We start from the raw sequence: 23,652 nt of genomic DNA, 5'->3' as shown, positions 1-23,652 counted from the left end.
CAGTTGATCAAATACCTTTTTTAGAAAACCTACTTTGTGCCTTTACTACTTTGTACCACTGGGCCTTGAAACCTATGTCTCCGGAAACCCAACAGCTAAAAAAATCCCTCACCCCTACCCTGCTCTGGGGCCTGGGCGTCGGTTACGTCATTTCGGGCATGTACTTCGGCTGGAACCTCGGCCTGCAACAGGGGGGTACCCTGGGCATGGCGCTGGCGACGATGCTGGTTATTGCGATGTACATAGGCTTTACGCTCAGCTACGCCGAGCTGGCCTGCGCCATTCCCAAGGCAGGCGGAGCCTTCGACTACGCGAGCCGGGCAATAGGGCCACGCGGCGGCTTTCTGGCGGGCATGGCGCAGAACATCGAGTTTCTGTTCGCCCCACCGGCCATTGCGGCGGGCATCGGGGCCTATGTTTCGCTATTCGTTCCGGCGCTGCCTCCGCTAGCCATTGCGGTAGGGGTATATATTCTGTTTACGATTCTTAATATTCTGGGTACCAGCGTGGCGGCCAAATTTGAACTGTTCGTGACGGTGGTTGCCGTGGTAGGTTTGATTTTGTTTTCCGGCATTACGTTGCCGGACTTTTCAACCGAAGCGTTTACTGCCAACCCGTTACCGCATGGTTGGGGTGGCGTCTTTGCGGCCATTCCGTTTGCCATCTGGTTTTTTCTGGGAATCGAAGGCCTGGCCAATGTAGCCGAAGAAAGCCTGAATCCGCAGCTCGACCTCACGCGCGGTTTCCTGTACGCCATGGCCACGCTGGTACTGCTCTGCGCCTTTACGTTCGTAGCGGCCGTGGGTGTCTCGGGCTGGGAAGGGGTAGTCTTCGATGAAGCCGGTCTGGCCTCTGATTCGCCCTTGCCGCTGGCTTTGCAGAAAATCGGTACGGAAAAGCATCCGCTCTACAGCCTGATCATTGGTTTCGGCATCTTTGGCCTGGTCGCGTCATTTCATGGACTGCTGCTGGCGGCGGGGCGATCTACCTACGAGTTTTGCCGGCTGGGCAACGGTCCGGCTATGCTGGGAAAAATTCATCCCAGGTACCAGACACCCGCCAGCGCCCTGCTCATCAACATGCTGATCGGCCTGGCGGCTTTGCTCACGCAGTCTACGGCAGAAATCATCATCCTGTCGGCCTTCGGGGCGTTGACGATGTATTCCTTTTCTCTGGTTTCTTTTATTATTTTACGAAAAAAAGAACCTGACCTTCCCCGCCCCTTCCATACCCCCGGCTACCCCGGGGTACCCTGGCTCACGCTGGGAATCGCGCTGGTTTCGCTGGTCGCTCTGACGATTTACAATCCTGTTTCAGCGTTGCTGTTTGCGGGAGTTATGGGAGGTAGTTATGGATTAAAGGCTCTTTTTGTAAAATAAAGGTGGTTTAGATTTCTCTTCTGCCGATGAAACATACCGTCAAAAACCTTATCATTGGCGCGGGGCCGTCGGGACTGGCCGTAGCAGGTCGACTCGCTGAGATGAAACAGCCTTTCCTCATCCTGGAAAAAGGACAACATGTAGGCGAAGCCTGGTACCATCATTACGAGCGCCTCCACCTGCATACCGACCGTACCTACTCGGGCCTGCCCCACCGGCCGATTCCCACAACCGCCCCCGTTTTTGTCCCGCGCCTGGATGTGATTAAGTACTGGGAAGAGTACGCCGACCACTACGACCTCAAACCCTTATTTGGGCAGGAAGTACGGCGGGTGCAGCGGGAAGGTACCTCCTGGATTACTTCGACCGCTACGGATACGTTTATTTCCGAAAATGTGATCGTCTGCACGGGCTACAACCGTGTTCCCCATGTACCCCACTGGCCGGGGCAGGAATTGTACAAGGGTACCCTGCTGCATAGCAGTACCTATAAAAATGCGGCGCCTTTCCGAAACAAGAACGTACTGGTGGTAGGCATGGGCAACAGCGGGGCCGAAATCGCCCTTGAGCTTAGTGAAACGGCCGGGGGTACCTTCATTTCGCTGCGCAGTCCGGTCAATATCGTGCGGCGCGATCTGGGCGGTAAACCCTCGCAGCTTTCCGCCATCGTCATGAATGCCGTCCTGCCCGACTGGGCCTACGATCTGCTTTCGCGCTTCGTGCAAAAACGAACCATGGGCGATCTGTCGGCCTACGGCATCCACACACCCGATTACGCTCCCTCGGCCGGAATCCGGCGGGGTCGTATTCCGGTGTTGGACATTGGCACGGTGGATCGCATCAAAGCCGGGGCCATCCAGGTAAAGCGCGACATCGAGCACTTCACGCCCCGCGGGGTACAGTTTGTGGACGGTACCCGGCTGGAAGTGGATGCGGTCATACTGGCTACCGGTTACCGAGCCCGGCTGGGCGAATTCATTCCCGAAGTTGCACCTACCCTGAACGAGCGGGGCTGTCCGGATAAGCTATGGTACCCGCAATGGCCGGGGCTATATTTTCTGGGATTCAGCGTACCCCTAACCGGCATTTTGCGGGGGATCAAACTGGAATCTAAGAAGATTGTGGATCACATTGTGGCCAAAAGGTCATGAAAAATAATCTTCCAGTAAAGTCTTCGGCAGGTTTGCATCGTACTTTTGTCCCCGATCTCTTTTCATTACATTTTCATTAAACCTATTTGAAAGGTACCTTCTCCGTTGTCTCATGAAAAAAACAATCGTTATCTGCCTTTCTGTATTAATCCTCAACCTCCCCGCCATGGCCTGGGGCGTAACGGGCCACCGCGTAGTAGGGCTGGTAGCCCAGAATCATTTAAAAAATAGTGCTAAACGTAAAATCGCTTCTATTTTACAATGCAACTCGCTGGCCGAGGTAGCCAACTTCATGGACGATGTAAAATCGGATACGGCCTACAACCATACCCACGACTGGCACTGGGTTACGATCCTGCCGGGACAGACCTACGAACAAAGCCAAAAGAATCCCAAGGGCGACATTATCATGAAGATCGAGGAGATCACCGCTACCCTGAAAACCCATACCCTTTCGCCCGCCCAGGAAGCCGAGCAACTGAAATTTCTGGTACATCTGGTAGGTGATTTGCACCAACCCCTGCACGTGGGCGACCGCGACGATCAGGGTGGCAATCAGGTGCGGCTGACGTGGTTCGGCCAGAACTCCAACCTCCACCGCGTGTGGGACAGCGATATGATCGAGGGCAAACAACTCAGCTACTCTGACCTGGCGGGCTTTCTGGACGAGCCGTCAAAGGCGCAAATCAAGCAATGGCAGGCCATGAGTACCCTGGAATGGGCGGCCGTATCGCAGGGACTTTTGCCCCAGGTTTATACTTTCCCCGAAGACAAAAAGCTAGGGTACCGCTATTCATACGAAAATTTCGACACCGTGCAGACAGTCCTCATGCAGGCCGGAATTCATTTGGCAGGGATTCTGAATGAGATATATGGCTAGAAAAGGCACTTAGGGGGAAAGGCAAAAAGGCACAGAGGGAATTTTGTGCGATGCTAGGTTCCCAAATGCTACCAGTCATTGGCTGTATTTATTTCAAAAACTGAATTAGCAGAATCTCCACCAGCAGAAACACTAACGCGGCGATGAGAAAGTACCGCCACAGGCTGATACCCAGATTCTGGTTCTCGAATTCGCGGGCGAAGGCCGCATCGTTGATTTTGTCGAATATCTCCACATTTTTCTGGCCCGAAAAAGCCGCGCGCAGTTCGTCGGGAGAATAATAATCCAGTTTGGATTCGGCGTTGTCGTGGTTCAGGGCCAGCAACTGTTCGGTTTTATCCTCGTTCACCAGTTCGTAGTACCCCGCGTCCACCGACTGATCGGCGCTGAGTTGATTGCTTTTAGGTAGTTCCAGGATCAGCTCATTGCCATTCAGCCGCTGCACCGGAATCAGTTCGGTCTTGTCGCGGCGGAGCTTGTACACCGCATTGGGATTAGGATCGCTCACGGTCACGGCCAGATTATCCTCATCGAACGAGTAGGCCGTCCGCTGCGCCCGGACGCTCAGAGCGGCCAGCTTGTACATCACCGGTACGAACAAGGCATGCTGCGCCACGTTGCCATAAGCTGCCGCCAACGGCGCCGCAAAGAGGTACAGTTTTCCCCGACCTACCGTCGATTGGCTTAGGTAGGGCTGCCCGCTGCGCAGGGCCAATAACACGCTACCGCTGCCGCCCCACTGCCAGGTAGGTGAAGCCGACGGCATATTCACATTATTTTCCTGGCGGATGGACTCCTCGAACACGTCGCTAAAAAAAGGACTATTCCGGTCAGGCACGTTCAGGGGTAGGGGTTGCGGGGTACCTTCCTTGGCTTGCAAGCCACTCACGCGCAGGCTGGTCAAAAAGGGTCCGTACGCCGCTGCATCCGGACTGGTGGGCGGAATGACCGCCAGGCTACCTCCTTTTTTCACAAAATCCTCGAGGGCCGCCCGCAGCGAGCCAGAAGGCTGTTCCACGCCTTCCAGTACCACCAGATCGGCCGTACGGAGCTGGCCTACGTCCACGTTCTGAACGCTGTAGCTTTTGGTCAGAAACAGGCTGTCGTTGTCGAAGACGTTCTCGATGTACTGTCCTCCACTCAATTGTCCATACAGATGCACGACGTTGATGACGGGCGAAGCATTGAGCACGAAATAGTACTCGTTATCGAACGTGACCGGAAAATCGTCGAACGTAATGCGGCCTTTCTTGTAGCCCCGTCCTTTGATGCTGAAATTGAACTGCGCATTGGCTGAGCCGTTGGCGGGTACGTCCACCGAGGCCGTGGACACCTGCGTTTCGTCCAGATACAGTTTCACCACGGTATTTTCGGCTACTTCCGCTCCCGAATTACTCACTTTTACGAACAGAATATTATTCTGTAGTTCACGGATGAAGGGCGTATTCAGCCAGACCGAATCCACAAAAATATTTTTCTCAGGAGCTGCCTGTACGGGTACGATAAACAGCCGGTTGGTCGAATCCACATTGATTTTTGACAAATCGCCGACCGTACTTTTCTGAAAATCCGAAAACCAGAACAACTGGTTTTTACCCGCGGTGGCGTGGCGGGCCATGATGTTTTGCTGGCGGCGGTACACTTCCGAAAGGGTACGGGGTGTATGCGACAGCCCCACCGTAGTCAGACGGTCCCGAATTTTGTCGGCTGTGGCCAGGGTCTGCTCCGAGGCCGAAAAATCGTTGGTGAGCAGTTGCAGGGAGGTTGCATTGCGGAATACGGCCAGCAGATCACCCAATCGCCCGGTGGCAATGTCGAGGTAGCGCTTGTTGTTTTCCTCGTTCTGCATGCTGTACGAATTGTCCAGGTATAGGCTTGTAATCCCCTGTCGGCTGATGCCCAGTTCATTTTTGCCAGGCAGAAAAGGCTGCGCAAAGGCCAGTACCAAGCAGGTCACGGCCAGTACCCGCGCCGCCAGAATAAGCCAGTGCTTGATCTTGCGAAACGAACTCGTTTGCGTTTCAACGGCTTTGAGGAAAGCCACATTGGTGAAGTAGACACGCTTGGTACGGCGGAAATTGAAGAAGTGAATGGCAATGGGAACCGACACGGCCAAAAGGCCCCACAGGAACGACGGAAATAGAAAATTCAAGTGCGTTGCAATTTTGTATGAGTGGTTGAGTAAGTAAACGAATGTAAAGCGACTTTTTATTCACTCATTGTATCATTCACTCATTCACAATGGATTTTGGAACACAAATTACACCAAATTCCCTTAACCCGTTTTATTTCATTCCGGTTTCTGCGAAGTCGGGGGCTTTTTCCTAACTTTGTGGCCGGATTTTGATTTTGAATGCGTGACCGTCCGAACGAGTGAATGCAGGGATCGACAAGCCTGTAGCATAATTTCAGCTGGTATTTTATTCAATTAAAGTCCCCCTAAAAACCCACCTGCTAACAACCTAATACCTAAGAATATGGCTAAAATGCCTTCCAATAAGTACCAGTCAACTCCCCAGGTTTCGGCCAATCCGGCGGCGATTCGAACTAAGCGTTACGCACTCGATACCAAGAAATACATCGGTCTGGCGATGCGGCATTTCGTAAAATCTCAGCTCAAATGGGCGTTGATTCCCGTGGCCTTACTTTTGATCAACGCCATCATCAGCCTCACGGGCGTGTACCCCAATATCTGGATTTATGTAACGATTCTGGTAGGCGTCGTGCTGTACCTGTTGTTCTGGGTGATCCAGTTTACGGGAATTACCCAGCTGGAACAGTATAAGCCGATGTTTGAAAAGTACATATACGAGATTGACCAGCGCCAGATTCTGATGAAAATCAACGCCAAGGAAGGCGGCGTGATGAAGTGGGACATGATCAAGGAAGGCTACAAGGACAAAGACGCCTATGTGCTGGTGCTCTCCCGCGGCCAGTTTATCTACCTACCCTACGCGATTTTCAATTCTGAGCACGATCTCAAACTTTTCGACCGGATTTTGAAGCAGAAAAACCTGATCACGGAAGCGAAGTAAAGGTATTACCTAGTACAAAAGTACAGGAGTTTAGCCCGGCGACAACGCCGGGCTTTTTTTGGCTTCACTCCCCTGGCTTTTTAGCTTTTCCAATAAAAACTTCGCCGTTTCGTCAATGGTCTGGGTGATAATTTCATCCGGTTCGCCCTCAAACTGGAATCTTTTTCGGAAGGCCTCCTGATCGATGTAGCCGTGCACAAACATGGTACCTACGGGCTTTTCCGGGGTTTCGCTTCCTCCCGGTGCAGCCAGTCCGGTAGCGGCCACCACGATATGTGCCGGAATGAGCCGTTTCAATCGGTCGGCCAGGCATTGGGTCACTTCCGCCGACTCGGCGGTATATTGGTCGATGAGCTCCTGGGGTACCTGCAACAGGTTTTTCTTCACATTTTCATTATAGCAGACAATGCTGCCCTGCACGGCATCGCCACACTTGGGTACGCTGGTGAATTCATCGATGAACCGCCCGGTGGTGGCGCTTTCGGCGAAGGAGATCGTCAGATGATGCTCCTTCATGTAGTGAGAAAGGTCAATAACGGCTTGGGATGGCATGGCAGATACATCTTTTAGTACTTTGAGCTCTTTCTAAAAAAGTTTGCCAAAGGTACCTTGACGCTGACAGCGTATCAGAATGCTGCCCGCGTTTAGCAAAAAAGCCGTATTTTGCCCTTTGTTCACGATACTTAATTCTATGAAAAAACTAATCCTGCTACTGCTCTTGACCCAATTCGCCCACGCCCAGCAACGCGCCATCACGCTCGAAGAAATTTATGGCATGAAGTCCAACACCTTCACCGTTAAAACCATTACGGGCGTCAACTGGATGAAGCAGGGCGGCTACTATACCTCCCTCCTACCCGGAAAAGTAGTCAAATACAGCATCGCCACGGGCGAGGCCGTCGAAACGCTCTTCGATCAGGAGCAGGTTTCGGTGGCGGGCACCTCGGACAAAATCAAAATCGAGGGGTACCAACTCAGCACCGACGAGCGCAAGCTATTGCTCACGACCGAAGAAGAACCCATCTACCGCCGCTCTACCAAAGCCGAATACTATGTTTTCGACCTAGGTACCAAGGCGCTGGTGAAGCTATCCCAAAACGGGAAGCAACAGTACGCCACGTTTTCGCCCGACGGCAGCAAGGTAGCTTTCGTGCGGGAGAATAATCTGTTCGTCACCGATCTGGCGACCAAAACCGAAACCGCCATCACGACCGATGGGAAGTTTAACGAAATCATCAACGGCGGGGCCGACTGGGTCTACGAAGAAGAGTTTTCACTGTCGAAAGCCTTCGCCTGGTCGCCCGACGGGCAGCGCATCGCTTTCTACCGTTTTGACGAAAGTGCAGTACCCGAGTACAACATGCAGGTGTGGGGGCCGCTGTACCCCAAAGATTATAAATTCAAGTACCCCAAGGCGGGCGAAGCGAACGCGACCATTCAGATTAGGGTGTATGAGCTAGGTACCCAAAAGACGACCAAAATGGACGTAGGTACCGAAACGGATCAGTACATTCCCCGCATCCAATGGACCCACAACCCTACCCTGCTGTCGATCCGGCGGATGAACCGGCTGCAAAACCACCTGGACCTGTTGCACGCCGACGCGACCACCGGACAAACGACCCTGATTCTGACCGAGGACAGCGACACCTACGTGGACCTGCTCTTTACCGACGACCTGACCTACCTGGCCAACGGCACGCAGTTCATTCACGCCAGCGAGCGCAGCGGCTTCAAGCACCTGTACCTGTATAACCTGGATGGTACCCTCGACCGCCAGCTGACATCGGGCGGTTGGGAAGTGGCCGAGTTTCTGGGCATCGACGAACCCAAAAACACGATTTACTACACCTCCACCGACGTGTCGCCGCTGGAACGCCACCTCTACCGGCAGGACATTTCGGCTCCCAAGCGCCGGACCCGCCGCTACCAGGCCCCCGTCCCGGTGCGCATGACCGACAAGCGGGGTACCAACCGTATTTTGCTGAGTCCTGATTTTCAGTACTATCTCGAATATAACAGTTCGGTAAAAAATGTACCGACGGTGGCGCTGCGCAAGGCCCCTTCGGCCGAGGTGGTGCGGACGCTGGAAACCAACGAAACCCTCATCAATACGCTGGCGCAGTACCGTACCGTGAAGCCGGAGTTTTTCCAGTTCACCACGTCCGAAAATGTGGTGCTCAATGGCTGGATGATCAAACCCGCTACCCTCGACCCGGCCAAAAAATACCCCGTGCTGATGTTCGTATACGGCGGACCGGGCTCGCAGACGGTGGTGGACAGTTGGGAAAGCCGCGACTACCTCTGGCACCAAACATTGGCCGATCAGGGGTACCTTGTGGTGTCCATCGACAACCGGGGTACCGGCGCGCGGGGTAAGGAATTCCGTACGGCGACCTACGCGCAACTCGGCAAGCTGGAAACGCAGGATCAGATCGAGGGCGCGAAGTACCTGGGTACCCTACCCTACGTGGACAAGGACCGCATCGGGATTTGGGGTGGAGCTACGGCGGCTACATGGCCTCGCTCTGCATGACGGTGGGCGCCGACTACTTCAAGACGGGCATCGCCGTGGCCCCCGTCACGACCTGGCGCTTCTACGACAGCATCTATACCGAAAGGTACCTTAAGCGCCCGCAGGACAATCCCTCGGGCTACGACGACAACTCGCCCCTCACCCACGCCGCGCAACTGAAAGGCAAGTTCCTGCTCATCCACGGCACCGGCGACGACAACGTACATTTTCAGAATTCGGTAGAGTTTGTAGATGCGCTCGTAGAAGCCAATCGCGACTTTGAAACCTTCTACTACCCCAACCGCGCGCACTCGCTACGGGGTGGCAATACGCGCCTGCATCTGTACCGGATGATGACGCGTTTTTTGGTGGAGAATTTGTAGATTTGTGATTCTCAGGACATTGTTGTGATGAAAGTACTTTATTGTAAGCTATTGCTGTTATCGATATATATTTTCTCTGGATGTCAAAGTCAAAGGGGGATAAGATGCCCGATGATTTTACTTTTAAAATAGCCTGGACCACAGCAAGCTATGATTCTGAAACGGGGATATATTCTGAAAGGTACACTTATGGCGATTCGGTAATTACTGCTTATTTGAATAAGAAAGAGTTAGAGTCGATATATCGTTTTTTAGAAAAAATAAAGTTTTCCACTTTTCCGACAGAATTTGAGTGCGCATGGTATAGTTCTTCAACGTTCCCATTCTTTGACACTACAATAGAAGTAACAGCTAATTCGAAGCATATGAAATCAAAGAATACTACTTTTTGTGACACAAAGGAGAGGAATAATGATGCTAAAAACTTTGATAGACTCTCCGATGAGATAAACAAAATATTAAAGAAGAGAGACAGAATCAAAAACTTGCCAAACTCGGATATTATCTTTATGTAATAAATTATTCGTCAAGACTGGGGAGTTTTTGTTGAGGGAAAAGTATTGAAATCTTTGTTTGTGGATAATTACATCATAAGAATCGGATTGCGTTTTAAACGCGAGGTGAGTCAACACCCGATAACTAGTTGGGTTTAGCAACATAAAAGACAAACTTTTTAGTACCGCATTCGTATAAACCATTAACAATTACATCTGAAGCAAAGTGCCTATTTTACATATCTGATTTATAGCAATTATTGTTTATTAATTATGAAAATTTGGATAACCTCTATTTTAGTTTTTTTATTTATAGGATGCAGTAAAAAAAATAAAAAATCTTCCTTTCAGCCTACAAAAATTGAAACTGTTACTGATTTGGATAAGGTTGCAGTAGTTTTAGTAAGAATTCAAAAAAAAGGAAATAATTATTCAGCTTTTATTCCAAATTATAAAATAATTAATTCATCAAAAATTATAAGTAATACATCAGCTAAAAATTGGCGTGAAAATGATTTCATTTGCTTTATCTTAAATCAAAATAAAACTATAATGGATACTCTTATAATCACTAAACCTATGCAACAGAGTTATGAATTTAGTAATGATAAAAAAATTATTGAATCAAAAATAGTCGAATCAAGTGAAAATGAATTGCTACTTCGTTTTAATTACAATTCTAACATGGAATCGATACAAGTTTTGAGAGTTCAAAATGATAATTCACTAAAAATAATAAGTACAATTCCTCTTTTTAAATAGAAATAATTATTGATATGAAAGCCGTTTTTGATGTAAAGATCCTATCCATTTTCTTTTCTTTACAACTTGTTGCAAAGATATCTATAGCTCAAATTTTCCCAATTGATAGTATTGTTTTAAATGGTGACCCCGACAAATTTATAAACTTTGTTATTTTGGGAGATGGTTATCAAGGGCATGAATTACAAAAGTATTCTGAAGATGCAAAAAACGCATCTAACTATCTATTAAACATTTCCCCTTTTAAGGAATATAAAAATTATTTTAATTCTTTTGCCATAAAAGTCCCCTCCGCTGAAAGTGGAACTGATCACCCCATAACGGCCCCGGATTGCCCTAGCCCATTAAGCCATCCACTTGCACAGGTAGATACTTATTTTAACTGCTCCTTTGATCAGGCTAATATTCACAGGTTCTTAGCGTCAAATAATTATTCTGCGATTAATAATGTACTTTTTAATAATTTCCCTCTATATGATCAAATTTTATTGTTAGTAAATTCACCTTATTATGGAGGATCTGGGGGAGGATATTCTGTAGCATCTACTGATCCTTCATCTCTTGAAGTTGTGGCTCATGAAATCGGCCATTCTTTTGCTCAATTGGCCGATGAATATTGGCCTGGCTATGGATACGAGGCTCCAAATGCAACTCAAGAAACCAATCCAGACTTCATAAAATGGAAAAATTGGATTGGAAGTTCTGGAGTTGGATTTTATCAATATTGTTGTGGTGGAGTTGCCAAATCCTGGTATAAACCTCACAATTTCTGTAAAATGCAGTATTTAGGCTACGATTACTGTGCAGTATGCAAACAGGCTATTACACTAAGTATACTCCAAAAATTTGGCACACCTATTGCTTCGTATCTGCCAAGTAGTTCAAGCGTTTCACTATCGGTAGATCCAGTTAAGTTCAAGTTGAATCTGTATAAACCAGCCCAAAATACATTGAGAACCAAATGGATTTTGAATGGTGTCAATATCGCAACCAACAAAGATTCTATTCTTATTGATCCTCATCAATTAATGCCTGGTGATAATTCTTTGACTGTTCAAGTGCTCGACACTACGTCTCTCATTAGGGCCCCCTGGCACGAAGCAACTAACACACATTCAGTCAACTGGACGATAAACCTTTGTGAGATTCCGAATGCTGCAGGTACCATAGTAGGTTCTTCAACAATCTGCCAAGGGCAAACCTCAATAAATTATACTATTCCGACCATTCCGAATTCAACTTCTTACATTTGGACCCTACCTATCGGCGCATCGGGCATGAGTTCTACTAATACCATTTTGGTAGATTTTGGCAATTTGGCAGTTTCAGGAGACATAACAGTAAGAGGAAAAAACGCTTGTGGGGAAGGATCGGCTGCTGTCTTTCAAGTTGCTGTGTATAATTCAATGCAGACGATCAAATCAGGTAATTGGAGCGATCCTTCGGTTTGGTCTTGCGGCAGAGTTCCAAGTAGCGAAGATGACATCATCATTTCTGAAGGGAATGTGTTAGATCTTAGCGCTAATGGCTATGCTAGATCTGTTGAAATAAGAGGCGTGGTAAATTATATTGCTGAATCGAAAATTATACTTGGGCAGTAAATATAAATTGGCAGAATGTCGGGTGTAAACAAAGCATGGGGGCCGGTGTTTCCTAATCTGTGGTCTGTGTACCCACAGACTAAGGTGAATATTTAATCTAATAATAGTAAAAAGAATAATGACTTCTAGAAACAGAACCGCCCGACTTGCAGGTTTACTTTATCTAACCCTTTTGATATTCGGTATTTTAAGTATTGTGTATATTCCTTCGCAATTAATAGTTTGGGAGGATGGAACAAAGACTGTTAAAAATATTAAAGAATTTGAAATTTTATTTCGGGTTGGCATTGCCAGTGGAATCATTGCATTCCTGGCGTTCATGTTTTTATCATTGCTACTGTACAAGCTACTCCACAAAGTAAATGAAACACAAGCTCGCTTGATGGTCTTATTTGTCCTGATCAGCATTCCTATTTCCTTTGTAAATATGCTTCACAGATTCTCTGTTTTAAGCTTAGTGAGCAAACCGGCCTATTTACAAGGATATGATTCGATTGTCTTACATGACCAGGTAATGCTGCAATTAGAATATTTTAATAACGGTGTTCAGATTTCCTACATATTTACCGGTCTTTGGTTATTTCCCTTTGGTTATTTGGTATATAAATCTGAGTTTCTTCCAAAAGTTATAGGCATATTGCTGATAATTTCCGGCACATCCTATCTGGTTGACTTTTTTGGAAAGCTGCTCTTTCTGAACTATCAGAATACCATTATTCCGATTATTGTTGGAATACCTGGTTCTATTGGGGAATTTGCTGTGTGTTTGTGGCTTTTAATCATGGGAACAAACAAATTGAAAATCGGAAAAACAGCTAACAGTATCTAGATGCAGGCAACTAGGAAAGAGAATTTTGAATGCATTTATTTAATACATATTGCTGCCGAAAGACAACTACACAGAATAAACACCTGCTAATTCGTCTCTAACCTGATCTGTAATGGGCTTAGAACGTTACAATTGCTTAATGAAAATTATACTGTAAAACAAACTCTGCCAGCCCCGATTTGTAATCAGGCGTTGCATCTCCCCGCGTTTGTAACGCGAACTTATATAGTAATAACGTAATGGTCATTTGAAACTGAAAATCAGCAAAATAGGTTGTCAGGTAGCTTAAAACATAAGAAGGAAACATGAAAACCCTAACCTTACAAATACCGGATACACTTGACTTGGAGAAAGAAAGCCAACTCAAAAAGCAAATGGCTGATTACCTTGCTTTTTTGCTAAAAAGCGAAATCGCCTACGAGCAGGCTAAACCGGAAAGAGTACCCAGATTTGGTTGTGCCAAAGGAAAATTCCGCATGGCAGAAGATTTCGACGCCCCCATTGATCATTTTAATGACTACATGCCCGAATGAAGCTATTATTGGATACCCATACCTTTATCTGGCTTTTCGAAGGAAACAATAAATTGAGTGAGTCTAATTCCGTGGTCTGTCAGATCGAGTAAAAGCCCCAACACTTTACAGCTAAAAAGCATACATTCAGATGCACCAAACACTCCCGTTTTTATTGGCCGTTGTAGTCCTCATCGTACTGATCGAGATCTTGGCCAAAAAAATAAAGGTAGCCTACCCGATCCTGTTAGTGTTGGCAGGGTTACTGATCAGTACCATTCCCATGGTACCCAAAATCAAGCTCGATCCCGACTGGATCTTTTTCATTTTTCTGCCCCCGCTTCTTTTTGATGCAGCGTGGTCTATTTCCACGAAAGGCCTGATTCGATGGTGGCGGATCATCGGTAGTTTTTCCTTTTTGGTAGTCTTCTTTACCGCAACTTCCGTGGCCCTGTTTGCCAATCATTTCATACCCGGCTTCTCCCTGGCCATGGGTTTTTTGTTGGGCGCTATCGTATCGCCGCCGGATGCCGTAAGCGCCGGGGCGATATTGAAATTTGTAAAAATTCCCAAAACCACGGCGACGATCCTGGAAGGCGAAAGCTTATTCAACGATGCCTCTTCACTGATTATCTTTCGTTTCGCCCTGATTGCCGTCGGTACCGGGCAGTTCGTATGGGGACAGGCGGTAGCCACGTTTGGCTGGATGGTGCTGGCCGGGGTGGGTACGGGCCTGCTACTGGCCTGGATACTGGTAGAAGCATTAAAAAGATTACCCACCGATGCGCCTTCCGACATTGCGCTGACGCTTGTCGCGCCTTATCTTTTTTATTGGGTGGCCGAACAGCTCCACTGCTCCGGCGTGATGGCGGTGGTTACGGGAGGATTGTTCATGAGTACCCGGCGCTTGATATTCCTGAACAGCGAAAGCCGGGTAAGAGGTCTTAGTTTTTGGGAAAGTTTTGTGTTTATTCTCAATGGACTAGTGTTTTTCATCATTGGCCTGGACATCACCGAAGTGGTCGAAGGCTTACAAATAGCGGGCATTCCCATCAGTACCGGGGTCTTGTACGGTACGATGGTTACTGCCTTCATCATCTTCATACGAATCATTTCGTCGTATATCGCCCAATTTTTCACCTACCTGTTCAGACGCAATATACTGGCAGCCGATTTTAGTTTTCGGCGTACCTGGAGAGTACCCCTGGTACTGGGTTGGACGGGCATGCGCGGGGTGGTGACCCTGGCGGCAGCCTGTTCCATTCCCACGGCTTTAGGCGATGGTACCGGGTTTCCGCAGCGTGAGCTAATCCTGTTCATCAGCTTCGTGGTCATTATTCTTACCTTATTCGTTCAGGGGCTCACCCTACCTTATATCCTGAAGCAATTTGACCTCAATAGTATGATACCTCCTCAAAGAACAGACGAAGAAAAAAGGAGTGAAATACGGAGAGGAATCGTGCAACATTCGATCAATCACATGCTGGAAAAACACCAGGATCATATTTCGGAGAGTACCTTTCTGGCTTCTACGCTCACCCATTGGCAACAAAAGCTGGATGCCACGGAAGAACAATTGATGAATGCAAAGACCAGGAAAATCTACATTGACGTGTTAGACGCACAAAGACAGTTTTTGATCACAAAAAACCAGGACCCCGACATGGATGAAGACCTTATCCGTAACCAAACCTACCTGATCGACCTGGAAGAGGAACGTATCAAAGCGCTGTAATTTTTTGCACTAGTCTCAGGGGAGGATCGAGCCTAAAAACGAGAGTAATCTGATAGTTCATAAAAACTTAAACTGAGAAAAACGAAGAGTACGAAGAGTACATAGAAGAATTAACTATCATAGTGAACCCATACCAACAAAATAGAAAGTCATAAAAAATGAGTGCTTCAAAAAATAAAAAATTAATGCAGGGCATCTTTACTGAATTGTCGAAGGGAAACGACCGCCTTTTCATTGACTCAATGGCCGAGGATATGAAATGGGTATGGATGGGCTCGGGGCAGTGGTCCAGGACGTTTGACGGTAAAGATGAAGTACTTGGTGAGCTTTGGAGCGCCGTACAAAAGACCCTAAAACCTCCCTATACAGTAGTTGCCAATAACTTTATTGCGGATGGAGACTACGTAGCAGTAGAAGCGGTTGGACAGAATTCAACGCCGGATGGAAAAATCTACCATAATAAATACTGCTGGGTTTGCCAGATTGTAGATGGCAAGATTCGTGAATTAAAAGAATATATGGATACCGACCTGGTAACAAGAACCTTCGCGGAAAATCCGCACTAATCCTGCGTGTCTAAAAATAAGCGCTATGAACTTTATAAGACTGGTACCCAACGTTTTTTATCATGACATCCGGGAGGCTCTGAAACTATTCGTGGATTGTCTGGAATTTCGAATCGAACACGACGAGATTGATTCTAAAAATCCGTTTTGTGTTGTTTCGAAAAATGGTTTGCATATCAATCTTTTTCAAAACGCCGACCTGGCCAGCGAACACAACCCTGAATTCCGATTAGTGACTGAGGACATCCAGTCCGTCTACCAAAAAATCTCCACGTCTCATCCAGAATTTTTACATCCCAATCTTAGTCAAGTTACATTGCGCCCCTGGGGTGCCAAAGAATTTGCCATTAGGGATGTACAGCTCGGAATTGTAATTCAGGAATGGCCAAAAAAGTAATCTTTAACCCGCCGAAGCTGATTCGTGATCGGGCGTAGCACTTCTCACGTTCCTGGTGTGAATACCTTGCTAGCGCGGATTGCGTGGCAGAAGGTACCCTCATACTCCCTTACTCGCTTCGTAAGCTATTCACCGAATGCCGAAATGCCCCGTCAGCGCATTGGAAAAATAAAAAATGTCTGATTGTGAACACAAAATGTTCACAATCAGACACGCGTTGCACCTGCCAAAAGGTACCTTGGCGGAAAAACGCCAGGTAGACTATTTTCTTCCTTACCCCATAACCTTTTCGCCGACGGCCTTCCGCACCGCGGGAGCCACTACGGTACCCAGCAGTTCGATGGCCCGCATCACCTTCGCGTGCGGAAGGGTACCTACGCTGATGTGCAGCAGGAAACGGGTGTTACCGAATAATTCGTATTCCCACAGAATCTTATCGATGACCTGTTGCGGACTGCCTACCAGCAGGGAGCCATCGGGCTCGCGCATCATTTCATAATGTTCCCGGTCCATGCCCGACCAGCCCCGTTCGCGGCCGATTTTGCTCATCACATAGGCATAAGGGCCATAAAATTCATCGGCTGCTTTCTGCGAATCATCGGCCAGGTACCCGTGCGAGTTGATGGCCAGTTGCAGTTTGGCCGCGTCGTGTCCGGCTTTTTTCCAGGTATCCTTGAAGAGCCGGGTGAAAGGCACAAAGCGTTCAGGACTCCCGCCAATGATCGCCAGGGCCATGGGCAATCCGTGGCTTGCGGCCCGCACCACCGACTCGGGGGTACCCCCCACGGCTACCCAAATCGGCAACTCGGGTTGATGTGGCCGGGGGTACACGCCCCGGTTATCGATGGCCGGCCGGTGCCGACCTTTCCAACTGATCTTTTCGCTTTTGTTGAGCTGAATCAGCAGTTCCAGTTTCTCAGAAAACAGGGTGTTGTAATCCTTCATGTCGTTGCCAAACAGCGGAAACGATTCAATGAACGAGCCGCGCCCGGCCATGATCTCTGCCCGACCGCCCGACAGCAAATCGACCTGCGCGAAATCCTGAAACACCCGGACGGGATCATCGGAACTAAGCACTGTCACGGCGCTCGATAGCCGGATGTTTTTGGTTTTGACGGCCGCCGCGGCCAGTACCACCGCCGGAGACGAAACCACGAAGTCGGGGCGGTGATGTTCGCCTACTGCGAACACATCCAGACCGAGCTGATCCGAAAGTTCGATCTCTTCCATCAGGTTCATCATCCGCTGGTGCGGGCTCAGGAGTTTTCCCGTGGCTGGGTCAGGAGTATTTTCTACGAAAGTGGTGATTCCGATTTCCATAATTAATGTCGTTACATCTATTTTCGTATAACACCGGATGATGTCCAAAACGTTTCACCCGCCGGTGTTTTCGTACATTCTGCTTGCTGGTTCCCCCAAAATAGCGGACTTTTAGGTAGCAATCAACCCAAATCCCTATGCTGGATATCGTCATCGAAGCCCGCAAAGCCTCCATTGGTCCCGGTATGGATGTGCGCCGCATCCTGCCCTTTCGCCTCCGCCGGATGGTGGGGCCGTTTATTTTCATGGATCACGCCGGGCCGGTTAATTTGCCGCCCTCAGGGGGTACCTCCATGGATGTGCTACCGCATCCCCACATCGGCCTGTCTACGGTCAGCTATTTGTTCGGCGGTCAGGTCACGCACCGCGATAGCACAGGCGTGCAGCAGATCATTCGGCCCGGTGAAGTTAACTGGATGACCGCCGGAAGCGGCATTGCCCATTCGGAGCGCTTCGAAGACCCCGCCACCCTGTCCGGAGGTACCCTCGAAATGATTCAGACCTGGGTGGCCCTGCCCGAACAGGACGAAGAAGCGGCACCTACCTTCGACAACTACCAACCCGATAAACTACCTATCTATACGGATACCGGTGTGTGGATGCGCCTGATCGCCGGTGAGGCATTCGGTTTGAAAAATGAAGTCAAAACGCACTCACCGCTTTTCTACCTGCACGTGGTACTGTCCACCGGTGGGCGGTTCGGGCTACCTACAGGCGCAACTGAACGAGGATTTTATATAGCCAGGGGAAGTGTAGAGGTACAGGGGGTACCTATGGGGCGGGGCAGATGCTGGTATTCACCCAGGGGGTAGATCCCGTGATCATCGCCAAAGCACCCACCACCCTCATGCTGCTGGGCGGCGAGCCTCTGGGTGAGCGCTATATCTGGTGGAATTTTGTTTCTTCCCGCAAAGACCGCATCGAACAGGCCAAAGCCGATTGGAAAGAAGGCCGGATTCAGCTGCCTCCCACGGACAATCGTGAGTTTGTCCCCCTGCCCGAAGATCGCTCCCGACCGGCGGGTAGTCCGCCTCCGCAGGCACTGTCATAAGATTTTAGATCATACTGCTAGCTCATCAGTCAAGGGTACCCTCGAAAAATCGGATTTATGGTAAAAAGTACTTACTTGCTGCTCTCTTTCACTACACCAACTTCTGCTATGAAACAAAAAGCTGCAATCGCCATGCTGGTATGCCTGGGCGGTTTCCTTTCCTCCTGCTCCATCTCGTCGCGCACCATGAAAACCTCACCTGATTATTTACTCCTCAACCGCACCGACTTTGAACTCTCGGACCAGGTACAGGCTCAGGCTACCACCACGCGGGTACTGGGCATCGACTGGAACCGGCTGTTTCGTTGGGAATCGGCTTCCATCGGTACGGATCTAAGCCAGACCACTTCCCAGCCAACGGGCGGTATCTCGGCGGCAGGCAATGATAACGGCATCAATATTGTCTATAACGTAATCGCGAACCTACCGGTGATCGGCTCGGTGATCAAAGGCAATACGGCCTCCTACGCCCTCAGCAACCTCATGCGCGATACGCCCGGCTACGATGTGATTCTGTACCCGCAGTACTACCGCACGATCAAAGGATTTCCGCCCTTTTATTCAAAAACGGAAGTGAACGTAACGGCCCGGTTGGGTAAGTTAAAAAACTAAAAAAATGAAGAAATTACTACACCTAGGTAGTGCACTTTTGTTCCTCGCGAATACGGTTTTTGCCCAGAAAACAATCCCTCCGGCGCTGAATTCGATCCGGACGGAAGACCTTAAAAAGGATTTGTACGCACTGGCCGACGCCCATTTCAGAGGCCGTTCGGCGGGTACCCTCGACGAGTTGAAGGCGGCCATGTGGCTGGGTGAGCAATACCGGAGCATTGGCCTGAAACCTGCGGGCGATGATGGTACCTACTTCCAGTACTTCACACTCTGGCGAAATCACCTGGACGACAGATCGAGTATTGCAATCAACGGTAAAGCACTGACTTTGTGGGACGAAGTAGCTGTTTCACAAATGGCCAACAGCATGCTGGATGCACCGATTGTATACCTGGGAAATGCCACAGAGGTAAACCTTGATGCGGTAGATGTGGCGGGGAAAGTGGTGGCCATGGAGGCCAATCCGGAAGGGATTAACTCCAATATTTCGCTTCCTACGTGGCGGTATGGGCGCTCCATTTTTGCCAAATACGGCCTGCCTCTGGTAAGGAAAGGAGCAGCCGCCATCATTTTCGTAGCAGATGAAACCGCCGAGAAAGCATGGGCCGATGCCGTCGAGAACTATAAGCTGGGTAGCTACGATATTGATGGAGGGCCCAATGAGCATGTGACTACGACGGTGCCGGTAATGTGGCTACATGCCGAAGCAAAAGAGAAACTACGCCAAAACAATGCTACCCTCCAGGCCAATCTGCTTATTAAAAAGTACCCCTACCCTTCGGTGAATATCCTGGGGGTAGTCGAAGGCACGGATTCCAGACTAAAATCAGAGTACCTGTTGTACAGCGGGCATACCGATGCGCACGGGGTCAGGAACGAAATCAAAAACGACTCCATCTACTACGGAGCCGATGACAATGGCAGTGTGGACGTAGCCCTACTGGCCAACGCCCGGGCATTTGTGAAGAATCCCGGCAAACGCTCGGTGATCTTCGCCATTCACGGAGCCGAGGAAAGAGGGCTACTGGGGTCAAGGTACTTCACTGCACATCCTACGGTACCCCTTGCCCAAGTGGTGGCGGTGCTCAATGGCGATATGATTGGCCGCAATACGCCGGATAGCGCGGCGGTACTGGGCGTAATTCCTCCCCACCGCACCTCTCTCGAGCTGGTCAACATGGCCCTGGAAGCCAATCGGGAGGGACCAAACTTCAAGCTGGATACCGAGTGGGACAAGGCTACTCACAAAGAAGGCTGGTATTTTCGCAGCGACCACCTACCCTACGCCCGGCTGGGCATTCCGTCGCTGATGTACACCACGCTACTACACCCCGACTACCATACTCCTCAGGATAACGCCGAGAATATCGACTACCCCAAATTGAAAAAAATGACCGACTGGATGTACCGTACGGGTTGGAAAGTAGCCAACACCGACCAACGCCCGGCCTCCGAAAAAGACTTCAAGCTGGAACGGTGATAGCTGCAAACCGTTAATGCTTGCCGTGGAATCAGTATATAATAAAAATCCCGTCGAACAGGAAAAGGTACTTGCCCGACGGGATTTTTAACAAATTTATCAAGACTTTATTTCACCTCCTCGTAATCTACGTATTCACCGCCTTTGAAACGAGAATCAGGTTTGTTGGGGTCCACATCCACCCGAATGCTACCCTCGCGCTGGGGAGAGCGGCTTGCGTTCTGGTACTTCCGCTGCTCCTTCATCAGTTGCCGGCCCACCAGCAGGTGGAACAGAAAACGACGGAAGGGTGCAACAAAAGCAATCATAAGAACTAGAATGAGAAATATATTGAATACAATTTTCATGGGTCAAAGGAAGTCTGGTAGGCGATACATTTTAAATACTTCTACGAATATAACGAAAAATATTCTTTTGAGTTTCACCATTCGGGGAAGAAAGGTTCCCGGTAAGTACGGGCGGTTCGAGGGCTACACACCTTGCGATCCCAGCAGTTGACCCACCACGCGTGGGTAATGGGCATGTTCAAGTGCCTGTACTTTCCGCGCCACGTCGTCAGGCGTGTCAGCCGATGAAATGGCACAGCTGGCCTGAAAAATAATCTCGCCCTCGTCGTACACTTCGTTAACGTAGTGGATCGTAATGCCTGATTCCACTTCGCCTGCCGCTACTACAGCCTCGTGCACAAAGTGCCCGTACATACCTTTGCCCCCGTAGCGGGGCAGCAGAGCGGGATGGATATTGATGATACGGCGGGGAAAAGCCTGGATCAGTACATTGGGAATGAGCATCATAAAACCCGCCAGTACCACAAGATCTATCTTCTGATTGAGCAGCATTTCAACGATTCGGTCGGATTCGTAGAACGTTTTCCGGTCAAAAACCAGTACCGGAATATGCAGCCGCCGGGCGCGTTGAATGACGCCCGCCTCGGGATTGTTGGTCAGTATTAGAGAAATTTGCACTTCGGTGTCGTCAGCCAGGTACCGGGCAATGGCCTCAGCGTTGGACCCCGATCCCGAGGCAAAAATAGCGATGCGTTTCATTTAACAGAATTCCCTCTTTGGTCGATTCGAATAAAAAACAGCTCCGGCAAAGATAGTTTGCCGGAGCTGTCTATATCATCAATTATGCCTGGAATCAAAAGATTTTACTCAATTCGGTTATACTGATCAATTTTCCTTTTCGATAAGTTTCGGTTTTTATATCCCAGAGTACCTTATCCGACCGGTAAGATACCGTATTGAAATCAAACGCTATTTTTACTACCGTCCTGGATGTCACATTCATGTCCGACGTCACCTTGTAGGTATCAAACGTCCCGGCGGGCACGTTCACCGTTTCTTTACCCTCTACCTTGCGGTTGGTAATAGCCATGTCGGTGGTCATGGCCATCGGGCCACTGCTACCTTCTCCGTGCAGGGAAGCGTCGGGCAGGGTTTGGCCCACAGACAGTTTGGCGGGAAATATGATGTCTTTGGAAGTAAATTTCATATCGAAAGCCTCGTACTGCTTGTTCTGATCCTGCATCATCATGGAGCTGGCATCCACGCGCAGTTCGTTGCCGTTACAGCGCATCTGCATCGAGTTCGCCATCTGGGATTTTCCTTTGGCATCAAACGATTCAAAGTCCATATCGACGACGACATCCGAGCCGTCTTTACTCACTTTCTTGATTTTGTACACGAGGCGGCCCATCTGTTTTCCATTGCCATTGGATGTTACCATTTCAAAGCCGCTTCCTTCCTTAAGCACAATGCCCATACATTCCTGGGCGTACAGGGTAACCGGTGAGAATAGCGCCACCCAAAGCAGCAGATTGATCAATTTCTTCATTTTTTCACGTATTTAATTGTGCACGAAACAAAAACTCCGCCTAATATACCTACCGGGCAGCTAGGTGACAACCGCAATCCAGTAAACGGTACACTCAGCCTAGCCAGTCACGCCCAAAGCATGGTGGTCAGCCCCAACAACATGATCGCTTTGCAAAGGCTGCTCAACTGGGCGAATTCCCGGCGGGTGTCGGAGAACACCAGCCGATAGACCAACCAGGCAATAGGAATCAGCAATAGGGTAAAGAGCCAACCCAGGGCAAGGTTGTCGAGAGAATGCGCCATGAGATAGAGGGTACAGATAAAACCAGCCACCAAAAAATACACGAATAGCTTGGTGCGCCGGACTCCCCATACAATCGGCAAGGTGCGACAGCCGTGGGTTTCATCGCCGCGTACATCCTCCATGTCCTTAATGATCTCGCGGACCAGCGTAATAAAAAATGAGAAAAGGGCATAAATCAGCACCAGGTGCCGGTTATTGGGATAGACGATCGTGATCACTACCAGGCTCAGGGCGGTCAGCAGCGAAACGACCAGATTGCCAATGAAGGGTGCCCGCTTGAAACGCTCGGAGTAAAACCAGAGCAGCGTGACGCAAAAGACATTCATTAAAAAAACCCATTTGCTCACCAGTAAACCCAGAAAAACGCCCGTCACATTAAGGAACTGGTGGGCTCCCATCGCCACCCGCCGCTTGAGGTACCGACCGATGATGACCCGCTCGGGCTTATTGACAATGTCGATCTTGACATCGAAATAATCGTTGATAATGTAGCCTGCGGCCGCAATGCATACTGTAGAAACACTTAGTACCAGCATCCGAGGATCGGCCAGGAGCTGGCGCCATTCAGCCCTTGGCCCCACGAGCAAAATACGGGTCAGGTACTGCGTGAGCACCACGATGAGCAAATTACGCACCCGAATCAGCCGAAGAAAACCTTCGGTATAGTTGCGGAGCGTGAAGTTGCGCTGAGTAGCCACGGGATCAGAGGGAATTAGAAGTCAAATTTAGATCCTGAGCCGATTCAAAAATCGCACCGGCCGGGTTAACAAAATCTTTATACGGGGGTTTGGAATAAAAACGCTGCCTTTTGGTGTTACTAATCCAAAAC

21 protein-coding genes and 2 pseudogenes are annotated in these 23,652 nt (G+C 49.2%); 16 read left to right on the top strand and 7 right to left on the bottom strand.

The features are described from left to right. The first annotated feature begins 74 nt into the window (after positions 1 to 74). The 3 genes from eat (at position 75) to GBK04_RS19635 (ending at position 3,410) form a co-directional block, all read left to right on the top strand. Entirely contained in the window at positions 75 to 1,379 is a 1,305-nt protein-coding gene (eat, locus tag GBK04_RS19645) for an ethanolamine permease (protein WP_152762609.1), read from the top strand. A 26-nt stretch (positions 1,380 to 1,405) separates the two neighbouring features. Beyond that, a complete protein-coding gene (locus GBK04_RS19640) occupies positions 1,406 to 2,530 on the top strand; it encodes a flavin-containing monooxygenase (RefSeq protein WP_152762607.1) in 1,125 nt (374 codons plus the stop codon). A gap of 112 nt (positions 2,531 to 2,642) precedes the next feature. Then, positions 2,643 to 3,410 (top strand): S1/P1 nuclease, encoded by a 768-nt coding sequence (locus GBK04_RS19635; RefSeq protein WP_152762605.1) that lies wholly within the window; start codon positions 2,643 to 2,645, stop codon positions 3,408 to 3,410. Positions 3,411 to 3,498: 88 nt separating this feature from the next. On the opposite strand, the gene GBK04_RS19630 is transcribed toward GBK04_RS19635, so the two are convergent. Then, complete coding sequence (locus tag GBK04_RS19630) at positions 3,499 to 5,562, bottom strand: BatA domain-containing protein (RefSeq protein WP_152762603.1); 2,064 nt, start codon at positions 5,560 to 5,562, stop codon at positions 3,499 to 3,501. A gap of 325 nt (positions 5,563 to 5,887) precedes the next feature. Between GBK04_RS19630 and GBK04_RS19625 the strand changes: the two genes are divergently transcribed. Next, positions 5,888 to 6,445: a YcxB family protein gene (locus GBK04_RS19625; RefSeq protein WP_152762601.1), complete on the top strand. Its 558-nt coding sequence runs from the start codon at positions 5,888 to 5,890 to the stop codon at positions 6,443 to 6,445. A gap of 30 nt (positions 6,446 to 6,475) precedes the next feature. On the opposite strand, the gene GBK04_RS19620 is transcribed toward GBK04_RS19625, so the two are convergent. Further along, the gene (locus GBK04_RS19620) at positions 6,476 to 6,997 is read right to left on the bottom strand and encodes a CinA family protein (protein WP_152762599.1); all 522 of its coding nucleotides are present in this window, start codon (positions 6,995 to 6,997) and stop codon (positions 6,476 to 6,478) included. Between the two features lie 79 nt (positions 6,998 to 7,076). Here GBK04_RS19620 and GBK04_RS19615 point away from each other — a divergent pair. The 9 genes and pseudogenes from GBK04_RS19615 to GBK04_RS19570 all read left to right on the top strand — a co-directional run bounded on the left by GBK04_RS19615 (position 7,077) and on the right by GBK04_RS19570 (position 16,239). After that, positions 7,077 to 9,343: pseudogene (locus tag GBK04_RS19615) on the top strand (S9 family peptidase). A gap of 80 nt (positions 9,344 to 9,423) precedes the next feature. Beyond that, positions 9,424 to 9,858, top strand: coding sequence for a hypothetical protein (locus GBK04_RS19610; RefSeq protein WP_152762597.1), 435 nt, complete (start codon positions 9,424 to 9,426; stop codon positions 9,856 to 9,858). Positions 9,859 to 10,110: 252 nt separating this feature from the next. Further along, positions 10,111 to 10,599, top strand: a complete 489-nt coding sequence (locus tag GBK04_RS19605; protein WP_152762595.1) for a hypothetical protein — start codon at positions 10,111 to 10,113, stop codon at positions 10,597 to 10,599. 14 nt (positions 10,600 to 10,613) lie between these two features. Then, complete coding sequence (locus GBK04_RS19600) at positions 10,614 to 12,200, top strand: M64 family metallopeptidase (protein WP_152762593.1); 1,587 nt, start codon at positions 10,614 to 10,616, stop codon at positions 12,198 to 12,200. Between the two features lie 118 nt (positions 12,201 to 12,318). Continuing rightward, on the top strand, positions 12,319 to 13,029 hold the full coding sequence (locus GBK04_RS19595; protein WP_152762591.1) for a DUF4386 domain-containing protein: 711 nt from the start codon (positions 12,319 to 12,321) through the stop codon (positions 13,027 to 13,029). A gap of 305 nt (positions 13,030 to 13,334) precedes the next feature. Continuing rightward, positions 13,335 to 13,562, top strand: coding sequence for a DUF2281 domain-containing protein (locus tag GBK04_RS19590; protein ID WP_152762589.1), 228 nt, complete (start codon positions 13,335 to 13,337; stop codon positions 13,560 to 13,562). Between the two features lie 130 nt (positions 13,563 to 13,692). Next, positions 13,693 to 15,276, top strand: coding sequence for a Na+/H+ antiporter (locus tag GBK04_RS19580; RefSeq protein ID WP_152762587.1), 1,584 nt, complete (start codon positions 13,693 to 13,695; stop codon positions 15,274 to 15,276). 158 nt (positions 15,277 to 15,434) lie between these two features. After that, the gene (locus GBK04_RS19575; protein WP_152762585.1) at positions 15,435 to 15,842 is read left to right on the top strand and encodes a nuclear transport factor 2 family protein; all 408 of its coding nucleotides are present in this window, start codon (positions 15,435 to 15,437) and stop codon (positions 15,840 to 15,842) included. 25 nt (positions 15,843 to 15,867) lie between these two features. Continuing rightward, the gene (locus tag GBK04_RS19570; protein ID WP_152762583.1) at positions 15,868 to 16,239 is read left to right on the top strand and encodes a VOC family protein; all 372 of its coding nucleotides are present in this window, start codon (positions 15,868 to 15,870) and stop codon (positions 16,237 to 16,239) included. Positions 16,240 to 16,512: 273 nt separating this feature from the next. Here the strand turns inward: GBK04_RS19570 and GBK04_RS19565 are convergent, their stop codons facing one another. Beyond that, entirely contained in the window at positions 16,513 to 17,559 is a 1,047-nt protein-coding gene (locus GBK04_RS19565; RefSeq protein WP_152762581.1) for an LLM class flavin-dependent oxidoreductase, read from the bottom strand. 137 nt (positions 17,560 to 17,696) lie between these two features. On the opposite strand from GBK04_RS19565, the pseudogene GBK04_RS19560 reads away from it, so the two are divergent. From GBK04_RS19560 to GBK04_RS19550, 3 genes and pseudogenes are all read left to right on the top strand, one after another. After that, positions 17,697 to 18,610, top strand: a pseudogene (locus GBK04_RS19560) (pirin family protein). Between the two features lie 108 nt (positions 18,611 to 18,718). After that, a complete protein-coding gene (locus tag GBK04_RS19555; protein WP_152762579.1) occupies positions 18,719 to 19,222 on the top strand; it encodes a hypothetical protein in 504 nt (167 codons plus the stop codon). Positions 19,223 to 19,226: 4 nt separating this feature from the next. After that, entirely contained in the window at positions 19,227 to 20,702 is a 1,476-nt protein-coding gene (locus GBK04_RS19550; protein ID WP_152762577.1) for a M28 family metallopeptidase, read from the top strand. 107 nt (positions 20,703 to 20,809) lie between these two features. Here the strand turns inward: GBK04_RS19550 and GBK04_RS19545 are convergent, their stop codons facing one another. The 4 genes from GBK04_RS19545 to GBK04_RS19530 all read right to left on the bottom strand — a co-directional run bounded on the left by GBK04_RS19545 (position 20,810) and on the right by GBK04_RS19530 (position 23,521). Then, positions 20,810 to 21,010, bottom strand: coding sequence for a DUF4834 domain-containing protein (locus GBK04_RS19545; protein WP_373331149.1), 201 nt, complete (start codon positions 21,008 to 21,010; stop codon positions 20,810 to 20,812). Between the two features lie 162 nt (positions 21,011 to 21,172). After that, positions 21,173 to 21,748, bottom strand: coding sequence for a phosphoribosylglycinamide formyltransferase (gene purN / locus GBK04_RS19540; protein ID WP_152762573.1), 576 nt, complete (start codon positions 21,746 to 21,748; stop codon positions 21,173 to 21,175). A 94-nt stretch (positions 21,749 to 21,842) separates the two neighbouring features. Continuing rightward, positions 21,843 to 22,538, bottom strand: coding sequence for a TapB family protein (locus tag GBK04_RS19535; protein WP_152762571.1), 696 nt, complete (start codon positions 22,536 to 22,538; stop codon positions 21,843 to 21,845). A 107-nt stretch (positions 22,539 to 22,645) separates the two neighbouring features. Continuing rightward, positions 22,646 to 23,521 carry a geranylgeranylglycerol-phosphate geranylgeranyltransferase gene (locus GBK04_RS19530; protein ID WP_373331148.1) on the bottom strand — a complete coding sequence of 292 codons (876 nt, stop codon included), beginning with the start codon at positions 23,519 to 23,521 and terminating at the stop codon, positions 22,646 to 22,648. Positions 23,522 to 23,652 lie beyond the last annotated feature (131 nt).

Source organism: Salmonirosea aquatica, from assembly GCF_009296315.1.
Classification (GTDB): Bacteria; Bacteroidota; Bacteroidia; order Cytophagales; family Spirosomataceae; genus Salmonirosea; species Salmonirosea aquatica.
The sequence above is the reverse complement of the archived record's forward strand: the minus strand, read 5'-3'. Positions and strand labels throughout refer to the sequence as shown.